Genomic DNA, 10,791 nt, shown 5'->3' on the forward strand with positions numbered 1-10,791 from the left:
ACACTTTTGTGGAAGCTTTAGAAGCTTTTCGGACAGCGATGTCTTTCCGTTTCTTTGAGTGGCTGACCGAGAATCGGGATGTGTTTGCCGCTTACAAAGCCAGTTTAGGCTTTATTTGGGCTTGAAATTTGTTTAAGTCCCAATAGATAATCAGTCTTTAATAACTGGATTTAGTATAAAAGGGCAGCGATGGTCAAAATCGCTACAATAATACATAAAACCCCAATTGTGAGGAAAGCCTATCGATACCATCTTCGGCAATACCCAAGGACTAAAAGCTAGTCAGATGAAACAGCTACAAAGGCTGTACCATGAACGCTTGCCTATTGATACTCTCACCACCCCAGAATTCGCCCAAAGACTGGCGGCCATCAGTACCGATATCCATCAACCCCTCTGCACCTATATCAACCGTCGCGGCCAGGTAATTCGTGTGGGAGTGGGAACCCCCCGACAAACCCAATTTTCTCTCTTGGAACTACCCCGCTACGGTTCCGAACGTCTTTGCGGAATTCGTTGCATCGCCACGGAACTCAAGCAGGAACCGCCAAAAGAATCCAGTTTAACCGCCATGGCTCTGCAAAGATTAGACGCACTGGTGATCTTAACCCTAACTGGCACAGGCATGATCCGTCGCGGTGGTGGGGCAACCGGTTATGTGGAGCAGGTCTATCTGGCGCATCTCATACCACAAAGTCAAACAAATGTCAATAGTAATATATACTGGTCTGTCTCCCCGCCCTTAAATCTAGAGGATTTAAGCAAACAGGACTTTTTAGAGTTAGTGGAAGGACTAGAGGCGGAGTTTCAGCGAGAATTTACCGCTATAACCGTTGATACAGCCGAAGATCGGGTGCTATTGGTTGGTTTAATGACCGACAATATGAGCGATCGCCAGTTTGAGGACGGTTTAAGCGAATTAGAGCGTTTAGTTGATACCGCCGGGGGTAAAGTTTTGCAAGTCACCCGACAAAAACGGGATCATCCCCATCCTCAAACTGTGATCGGTTCGGGAAAAGTGGCAGAAATCGCCCTACAGGTGCAAACTTCGGGGGCTAATTTAGTTGTATTCAATCGCGACCTTTCTCCCGCCCAAATTCGCAATCTAGAGAACCAAATCGGGGTGAGAGTGGTCGATCGCACCGAGGTAATCCTGGACATTTTCGCCCAACGGGCCCAATCCCAAGCGGGTAAACTACAGGTAGAATTAGCCCAATTAGAATACACTTTACCCCGTCTCACGGGGCGCGGATTAGCCATGTCGAGATTAGGGGGAGGAATTGGCACTCGTGGACCGGGGGAGACAAAATTAGAAACAGAACGCCGAACTATTCAACGTCGTTTATCCCGTCTCCAGGATGAGGTGGATCAACTGCAAGCTCATCGTTCCCGTTTACGCAAACAACGGCAAAAACAAGATGTAGCCAGTGTAGCGATCGTCGGTTACACCAATGCGGGAAAATCTACTTTAATTAATGCTCTCACCGCTGCCGAAGTTTATACTGCCGATCAACTGTTTGCTACCCTCGATCCCACCACCCGACGCTTAACTATTACCGATCCCCTCACCCAAGTCTCTCACACCCTGTTACTAACCGATACGGTGGGTTTTATCCACGAATTACCCCCCGCGCTGGTGGATGCTTTTCGGGCAACTTTAGAGGAAGTAACGGAAGCAGAGGCATTACTCCATCTGGTGGATCTCTCCCATCCAGCTTGGGAAAGTCAGATTGCCTCGGTATTAAAAATCCTCTCGGAGATGCCGATTCAAACCGGTCCGATGTTAATGGTGTTTAATAAGTTGGATCAGGTAAAAAGCGACGATTTGGAAATAGCTAAGGAAAAATATCCCCAAGCTGTTTTTATCTCGGCTATTCGTCGGCTAGGATTGGAAACTTTAAAACAAAAGTTAATCGATTTAATCGCTTAATTAGGGTTTGCTGAAAAAGTTTTTCCTGGGGGCAGGGTGTGGGGTGTGGGGTGTGGGGTGTGGGGTTTTACCATTATTCAGCAAACCCTACCTAATTTTCAGGGAAAAAGTGCCTAAATTTCCCCCCGATCACTACAAGGGTCAGCACTTTTTGAGAGAAAAAAAGTCTAAAAGCCTTATCTAACAAGGTTTTTAGATTTATTCAGCAAACTCTACATAAGAGCCTTGCGATCGCCAATAAAAATACCAGGTTTTTGAAGAGGGCGAACGCAATTCGCCCCTACCGCTCAAAACCTGGCACCTAATTTGAGATTTATTTAGCAGACCCTAATTACTAATTATTTCTGCTCTTTCAACAAATCGATGATAGTATCCAGTTTCTTCTCAAGTTTTTGGTTTTCTTCCTCCAATTTAGCAATCTTATCCAACAATGCTTGATTGTCACTGACTGCCGCAGCAGCGCGTAATTTACGCACATCCCGACCAAAGCCCATCAATGCCGGACGTTCCACATAAGTAACCCGGTGCAGTACCCGCCAGGCTTTATTGGGTTTACCTGCTTGGGTCTCACGCAAGGCCCGCGCTTCTTCGTCGTTGCTACGCAGCCATTCAGGATCGACCACATAGTTAAAGAAGTCGTGGAAGTTATCGGTACTTCCTTCCAGGTAGAAACTCATAAACCGATAGCGATCTACTTTTTCCCCGGGCAGAATCGGGCGATCGTTGTAATCGGTGATGCCTTTATACTCCAAACCACTCAGAGCTACATTCAACTGAAAACCCTTACTCCGAGCTTCAGTTTTGCTCATGGTTTGAGTTAAATTGACCGTAGCCTGGGCAGTGAGTTCTATATCAGCACCTAATGAGAATGAACTCTCAACTCCTAACCCGGCATTCATCGCAAAAGAGCCACCAATAGTATGCTCTACGGTGTTGGCAAAGCTTTGAGCTTCAGTTCGCAGACCACCATCGGCATCCCAAACGTAGGTATTGACGATATTGCGCTTACCCGCCCGAATTTGGATATCTTCCATCCGTTTCTGCCAGCTTGCAAAACCTTCTATGGCTTGCGCTCGTTTCTCTTGGTCATTAATTTTGCTTTGGATTTCGGCCTGTTTTGCTTTGGCGGCAGCGTTGGTCTTGTCAGAAGCAGCGGCAGCATCTGCTTGAAATTGTTCAACTTTCTGGTCTTGCTCCTTTTTCTTCTCCTCGTCAGTCATTTGGGTACTGGGTTTGTCTTCTTCCCGTTGCACTCCAATGCTGGTTGGTGCAGGTCCACTGTCGATATTCCGATCTAAAGAGGTTCCATTGGAACGCACATCAAAGTTAGAAAAGTAAGATTCTCGGCGTTTATCTTCCGCTTCAATTTGGCGTTTTAAGTCATACGCCTCTTTCAGGCGATAGTAACTAGCGGGATAAAGGGAACCGTACTGGCTACGCATTTCGGGAACGTGCTTGAAGAAGCGATCGCTTGTGGCAATGCTGCCAGTCATCCCATCCAAGCTACCGTTCATCGTGTAGGCAGGATTCATCAAAAAGGTGATGGTGTTGACATCTGGAGGAATGCCATCTACCGGCTGCACTTGGTAGCCCACCATTCTGCCACTGCGGGCTAGTCGGGTGACAAACACATCTGCCAAGGCTGAAACAACCAACGCATAGCCAATATTCTTGGGAATAAATCGTGTTCCCAAATGGGGAAACTTAGTAGTTTCTTCTGGTGTGCCGCGTAGTTCCAGTTTATCGGTCATGCTCAGAGATGAACTGGAAGTAATGTTACTTTCATTTTGGTATTGGTAGCTGAAGTCCAAATTACCTTTGAAACCGACTCTGGTACTGGTTTCGATGGAACTTCCCATACCCATAGGTGCTGTGAGGATAGACATTGTTCCCCCTGCTCCAGTAAAGGTATCAGTTGTTGCTCCTAACCCATGATCTTGTGCTCGATTCCAACTAAACTCGACATCTTCCGATATGGTTAATTCTACAGAAGTTGCACCGTTGTAATCGTCTGATAAGGTTAGGTTTTCACTGGGTACGGGGGGTGGCCCCTCAATATACCCCAACAAAGTGGGAGCAAATTGGGCGTTACCAATCCATTTAAGTTCTAAGGTTTCAATCCGCTTATCGGGTAGCAGGGTGACTCCGTTGGCAGTGGGATAAGCAAAGAACCGCCGCATGATGGCAACTTTGGTTTTTGTGGATGATTCCAGAGTCACGGTGCTGTACTCAGCAGAAACTAGGGCATCGCTACCGATGGGTAGGGTATTATCATCTACCGTCACGGCTTCATAGACAGTGCCATGATTGTTGCCCACTAGGTCTAGGACTTTTCGGGTACTACCTTCCAGTCGGATTTCATTGAGGGGATAGTAAGCTACTAAGTTTGGTTCTTTACCACTCAGCCGCTTGTAAGCATCCGCCTGAATTTCTGCTTGGGTACGGGCAACTTCCCAGATGCGAACCTCAGCGATGTTACCGTTAAACAAATCTGTTTTCCCTCCTGACCAAACTCCTGCGCCAATTTGAAAGGGATCAGAAGAGTTTCCATAATTTTGGGTTTGAGAACCACCAGTTTTGATTGGTACTCCATCGAGATAAAGAAGTACATTTGTGCCGTTACCAACCACTGCTACATGATGCCACTCATGAAGTGGATAAACAGCATCAGCATGAAACGAGTTACTGTAGTCCTTTGTCCAGACAACCAGTTTTTGGGAATTGATGCCAAATTCAATCACATCGTTTTGCCCAAATAGAGAGATTCTTCCGTTTTCTGGTAGGGAGAGAGCTTTCACCCAACCTTCCAGAGTGAAGGTGGACAAATTATTCATTAAGCTTTTGGAGGCAGTAATATAACTATTAACCCCATCAAACTTCATCACTGTATTGTCGATATTGCCAATGGGGGCCGTACAACCCCACCAATCTGCCCCAGATACCGTGGCCTTATTGCCATTACCGGAATGGTCGCGCACTTCCACTCCTGTGGCTTCATTCATGGGGTAGTAAGCCAATAAACCTGGTTCGTTACCACTAAGCAAGGTTTTACTGTTGACGGCAATTTCATCGTCACTTAGGGCAACTACCCAAATACGAACTTCGGCAACTTTTCCAAAAGGTTCCCAATCTTCCTTACGGTTACCAATAAACGCAACATTGTTCTTAGCTTTCAGACTAGCTTTCTTAAGGTCTTCAACCTTTTTCTTTGCGCCTTCATCATTGGGGTTTTTCGTCAGATTCTGCTCGGCATCTTTTAGGGCTTTTGCTTTCACATCACCCACTTTTTTGCCATCAATATAAAACAGAGTCGTATCTCCCCGACCGACGGCAGCGATATGATGCCATCCCTCGGTTAACAACTCCATATTGAAACCGCTATCGTAAAAGTTATTCCCCAAGGAATCATTGGTCAGATAAGTCCCTAACTGTTTACGATTTCTGACAAGAAGGATGTGATGATCCACATCGTTGCCTCGGATTAAGGTATTCCATTCTCCTAAATCAGGTAATGGATAAACAAACCAAGCTTCAACACTCCAGTCATCTGCAAGATAAAAGGGTTTATTTAAGGTAACGATACTGTTGCTGTTGCTAAAGTTCAAACAGGCCCGTTGAGCATCAGGAATCCACTGTTCAAAAGTAGCATTTTTGCTGTCTGCGGTAGCATCATAGTTCGTTTGTCGCATCCGTCCTGCGCGGTCAAAATAACTCAATTGGACATTGCCTTCACAAGTTTCAATGGCATTGAGGCGGCTGGCAGGTTGCACAAAACCAAGTAACGATCCTTGAGTCACTAACCCCTTGCTATCTTTAGCAACTTCGGGCATAGTTGGGGGCTTTGCCTGAGTGTTTTTGACAGCAGTGAGGAAGGTAGTGTTCAGGGTGTTGATACTTGTTTGAATGCTGGTGAGGTCACGATTAACCGATACTAGGCGAGTTCTCCATCCTTCTTCCTTATTTTTACCCTCCTTTAGTATTTGCTCGAGTTGGTTTAATTCAGTCCTTGCTAGACTAAGTTGTTGGCGTATTTCTTCCAAATTTCGATAAGCCCTTTCTATCTTATCATTGGTTTGCTCTTTTGTTGGTTGTAATTTCCACTTAGTCCAATTATCACCATAAGAAGAGATCATTTCTATCAATACATAATCGCCACTCATGTGTTCACAAAACCGACCTGTTTGCTTATTTTGGATATAGTAATATCCCCCGCCTGCATCCGTAAATTTCCACTTAGTCCAATCATCACCATAAGCAGGAAGCATCAATAAAATGGACTTTATGAAGGAAGTTGTCTGACAAAACAAACCTGTTTGCTTATGTTGGATATAGTAATATCCCCCGCCTGCATCCAGAAATTTCCACTTAGTCCAATCATCACCATAAGAAGAGATCAATTCTACGCTTGCGGCGTTGCTGCTGTCAAGCTCCAGGTGTTCCCAAAACAAGCTTGTTTGTTTATGTTGAATAAAACACCAATAATTCAAAGGGTTATTCAGGGCATCATTGTAAATTTGATTGAGATTTCCTTCTTGGGATACAAAAGCTGAAACGTCAAGCTTTAATTGATTGACACGGTTTCGTGTTTCTTCGAGATTTTGTAATGCAGCAAGTTTTGCGTCTAACTCTCGCTTTTCTTTGAGCAGAACAATTTCCTCTTTCTCTTTCACCTCCAGTTCTTTTAACTTCACCGCTAAGGTGGCATGGTTATCCACCAAAGTTGTCAAAGTCACATCGTCTGTGTATTTCGCTTCCGTAATACTATCGGATAAGAGGCGAATCTGGTGTTTGCGAATTTCCAGCGATTGCCAATTTCCTTTAACATTGGCAATTTCAAAGGAACGTAACACACTGACTTCATCGGGAATTGTCACATTACAGGAAGCACGATACCAACCATTACCCAAGACTTCAAACTTATTTTGTACCGCCGAAATGGTCTTTTTATCTTCGGCACTGCGGCTGGTTTTTCCCCAATAGGAAAAGGTAAAAATCTTCGTGCCAATATTTTTACCATCGGCATTGTCTAGATAGGCTAAATTAACCAGATTGGGTGAGTTAACTTTAAACTCAAAACTTTCCTCGTAAGTTGCCCGTTCGCTGACAGCAAATAGCTCAGAATTGCTATATTTAACTGCATTTAACTCGCTTCCCAGTGTACGGCTAAGGGTAGCAGCACTGACATACGGTTCACCATAGACAGTGCCATCATTGCCGTTCACAGAAAAGTCAACTACTTTGCCTTCGGAGATACCACCTAAGCGCCAATACCCCACTAAACCGACTTCTTTTCCTGTCAGTTGTAGGTACATACTATTTTTAATGTCTTCAGCAGTCCGGGCTATTTTCCAAACACGGAGATCGCTAATTTTGCCTTGAAAATAGCTATCACTAGACCAATTACTGCGAGCGATATAATTTTGAGTCCGCTTAATGGTTTTAGGAAGGTGTAGAGAGCTAGTTTGAATGACTTCACCGTTTTTGTAGAGGGTACCCTGACCATTCAACCCGTCAATAGTGGCCGCTAAGTGTATCCATTTTCCAGTTTCCAACACTCCTAGCGATGCGGATCCAATACCACCTTGTAATTTTTGTCCTTCGAAGATATTAAGGTAGATTGTGCCTCTGCCGCCATTGGCAAGATTAGCAAATATAATATTATCTACCCCTGCTCCATTCCCAAAATCAATAATTCGGGAATTTGATTTCAAACTGTCATACCAAACCCAAGCTTCTACTGTGAATCCCTCGGAGAAATTGTGATTCATTTCGGGTAGAGAGATATAATCATCCACGCCATCAAACACGATTCCCCGCCGCTTTTGGGATACCAATTTCACATTAACAGCCTCTCCGATTGCTCATTTGCGTTCAATGACAAAATGGGTGTCATCAATTCTTCGCACGGGGTAGCTGTCTTTGTAGTCTTCTGTGCCGGTAATTTGGACTTGATCGCCATTTTCCAAACCATGATTAGCACAGGTGACTCGTAATTTGCCCTCGGCGGTTTTTTCATAAGCGGTAATCATGCCATCAAAAATCAAACCACCTTCTTCTTGGTCTTCTTTTTCCCAATAACCCAAGCCGCGCTCCAAGGGGATGTCAATATCAAAGGTATTTTTATCTACTTTAATTGTTGGATATAACCCTTGATAATCGCTGGTGCCGCTGATTTTTACCAAATCGTAATTGGCTAATTTTGATGCGCCGCCATCGGTGGATATTTTAACTAAATCTTCGATATCTTCCTCATCAGTTCCTGCGGCGAATCCGCTAATAATTCCTTGGGGAGGAGGGGTTGTGTCACCTATTGCTTTTATTTCATCTAAGGTGTTTAAGGGTAACAAAACTTCTCGCTGACGACTGCGAATAAGCTTGCTATCGGGGTTTTTGTTAATTTCTCCTAAAGTACCATCCCCGGCGATGGCAAAACTGAAAACGGCTGCCCCTTTATCTGTGGGAATTGCTAACATTAATCGCGTGGCAGTTTTCAACAGTTGTTCTTCCCCAGACTGGGTTTCTTGCGCCTGTTGTAAATCGTATTTAGTGGCCGATAAACCGTTGGTGACTGTCACATCCTTAATGTCTAAAGTCCGCTTAATCACCCCCGGAATTTTTCGGGGAACTAGGCTATCCTTTGATTCTTCAAAAACGGTGTAATCTTTAACCTCAAATAGTCCTGCTTCCGAGGCGCGAATCGTGGTTAATTCGACTTTCTTGGTTTGGCTATTGTAGGCGAAAATATGCCAGCGATAAACATCATTTTCAATGGTGGGAACCAATACCACAGAAAACCAGCCTTTGTGCAGGTTATTAACTAAACATAATTCGGTGGTGGGTTCATAGAAAAATTTACCGTTGGCATCACGAAAGTCTAAGGTATCCACATTAACCAGTCCGTTAGACCCCTGTTGCATATTTTTCGTGGGGGCGTGTTTCCGCTTACTCCGCTTAAACCGAACTTCTAGCTTGCGGTTCAGCTTATTGGTCATGCCATCTAACACAAATCTGTCCACTAATAGTGTGTTGCTGGTGGACTGCCGAAAAACATAAATATGTTCCAGGGCGGCAATGACTTGTACTGGCGCAACTGCGGTTACATTTTCGGTTTTGTAAAGGGATTTGAGGAGATATCGACTGGTATCTTGTTGGTCAGTCAGTTCGGCTTTTTCTTTCTCAATTACCGACTGGTCATCATCTTCATCGGGAAATTCTAGTGTTTGCCAGTTTTCCCAGCCGGTTCTTTGGTCGGCGGGGGTGTTGAGGTAGCTATCTTCAAACCCCTCTTGCTTGACTGTGTAGGAAATTTTCCCTTCGGCATCGGTGGCGAACACCACTATCTTGCTCTCGTGGGTAATCGTACTAATATGTTGTAGTTTGTCTTTGAGTAGGTACATAAGTGTCTTTTCAGTTAGTTGGTTTACAGATCCGACAAAACAAAAACGATGACCGCACTATCCCCGGCCATCTAGCCTAATCGGCCTTTGGGTTCCGGGATAACTACGGATTATTCAGGAAAGTTTCCTTGACTTTTACCTTTAATCCGCCAGCCATCCGTAATCATAATTACCGATTATCCGCCCCGCCCCGATTTTTTAACAAATTTTTAGTTTTAACCGTTCAGGGGGGAGATAAATGATCTAGGAGACTGCTGGCTCTCCTCGACTTTGTGTGATAATCAGTGCTTATCATTCGTAGGAGTCTTGCTAGACAAGGCTTTAAAGACTATATTGCCAGAAAATTATGGTTCTTCGTTACTTGGTATGGTTCGATTGGGTGGCATAAATCGACTAAATCCTTGTCTGGCAATAGATTTAATCGAAAACAATTGACAAAAATCGCCAAATGTTTTTCTCTATAAGAGTTTCATTTCTTATAATCCTGTACGTTGCATAAGACAAACCGAAGAACCAAAATTATCGGCTGCATCTCCTATTTGTGACTTTCCCTCACATATATGTGGGCAGCAGCAGTTAAGTAGCTGGTTATAATTAAATTAAAAATGGATTTTAGGTTCGATCCCCCCTGTCCCCCTTGATAAGGGGGATGCTGATCCCCCCTTAATCGTAGGGCTGTTTCATTCTCCCATCAGAATATCAAAAGTAAAAGCGATCACTATCAGGTAAAATGATAAGTGACCGCCAACCTTTCAAATATATGTTGAGCTTAATAGAAAAACTAAAACAAGTCAAGGACTTTCGGAAAGATCAAGGAAAAAGACACCCTTTATGGATAGTATTAGTAGTAATAATACTGGGAACAATGCTAGGATACTCAGGTTATAGAGAGCTAGGAGAGTTTGCTAAAAATAATCGGCACAGGCTGAGTAAAGAATTTAACATAATTCCAGAAAGAGTCCCATCCTATTCAACAATTAGAAGGGTGATGATGGGAGTTGATGGTCAGATTTTGTTAAAAATGTTTAATGAATGGGCATTACAAGAATATGGACAAAGAGATGATATAAATTGGCTAGGCATAGATGGAAAAAGTCTCAAAAACACCCTAAAGAATCCTAACAATGAACAACAAAATTTTATTATGTTTATCTCATTGTTTAGTCAAGAAAGTGGCTTGGTATTACACTTAAAAAGAATCGAAAACAAAAAAGGGTCTGAAATCGACGAAGGTCAAGCTATAATTGAGGATTGCTCTCTCCAAAATAAAGTTTTTACTGGCGATGCTTTACACTGTCAGAAGAAAACAATCAGCTTAATAGCCAAGACTAAAAATGATTATGTTATCACCGTTAAAGGAAATCAGAAAAATCTTTATCAGCGAATTCAAGACCTGAGTAATTCCTCAAAGCCAGAAAGTTGTTTTCTTGAACAAGATAATAGTCATGGTCGAAAAATATCAAG

The 10,791-nt window shown here is 43.6% G+C and carries 4 protein-coding genes; 2 read left to right on the top strand and 2 right to left on the bottom strand.

Annotated elements, in window-relative coordinates:
* The first annotated feature begins 286 nt into the window (after positions 1 to 286).
* Complete coding sequence (gene hflX / locus H6F92_RS24525) at positions 287 to 1,930, top strand: GTPase HflX (RefSeq protein ID WP_190359836.1); 1,644 nt, start codon at positions 287 to 289, stop codon at positions 1,928 to 1,930.
* Positions 1,931 to 2,268: 338 nt separating this feature from the next.
* Here the strand turns inward: hflX and H6F92_RS24530 are convergent, their stop codons facing one another.
* Both H6F92_RS24530 and H6F92_RS26370 read right to left on the bottom strand, forming a co-directional pair.
* On the bottom strand, positions 2,269 to 7,770 hold the full coding sequence (locus H6F92_RS24530) for a LamG-like jellyroll fold domain-containing protein (protein WP_265795538.1): 5,502 nt from the start codon (positions 7,768 to 7,770) through the stop codon (positions 2,269 to 2,271).
* A gap of 21 nt (positions 7,771 to 7,791) precedes the next feature.
* Entirely contained in the window at positions 7,792 to 9,327 is a 1,536-nt protein-coding gene (locus H6F92_RS26370; RefSeq protein WP_242030262.1) for a hypothetical protein, read from the bottom strand.
* Positions 9,328 to 10,087: 760 nt separating this feature from the next.
* Here H6F92_RS26370 and H6F92_RS24535 point away from each other — a divergent pair.
* On the top strand, positions 10,088 to 10,791 hold a 704-nt coding region (locus H6F92_RS24535), incomplete at its 3' end, for an ISAs1 family transposase (RefSeq protein ID WP_190359837.1).

It is taken from the genome of Microcystis wesenbergii FACHB-1317, from assembly GCF_014696875.1.
In the GTDB taxonomy this organism is placed as follows: Bacteria; Cyanobacteriota; Cyanobacteriia; order Cyanobacteriales; family Microcystaceae; genus Microcystis; species Microcystis wesenbergii_A.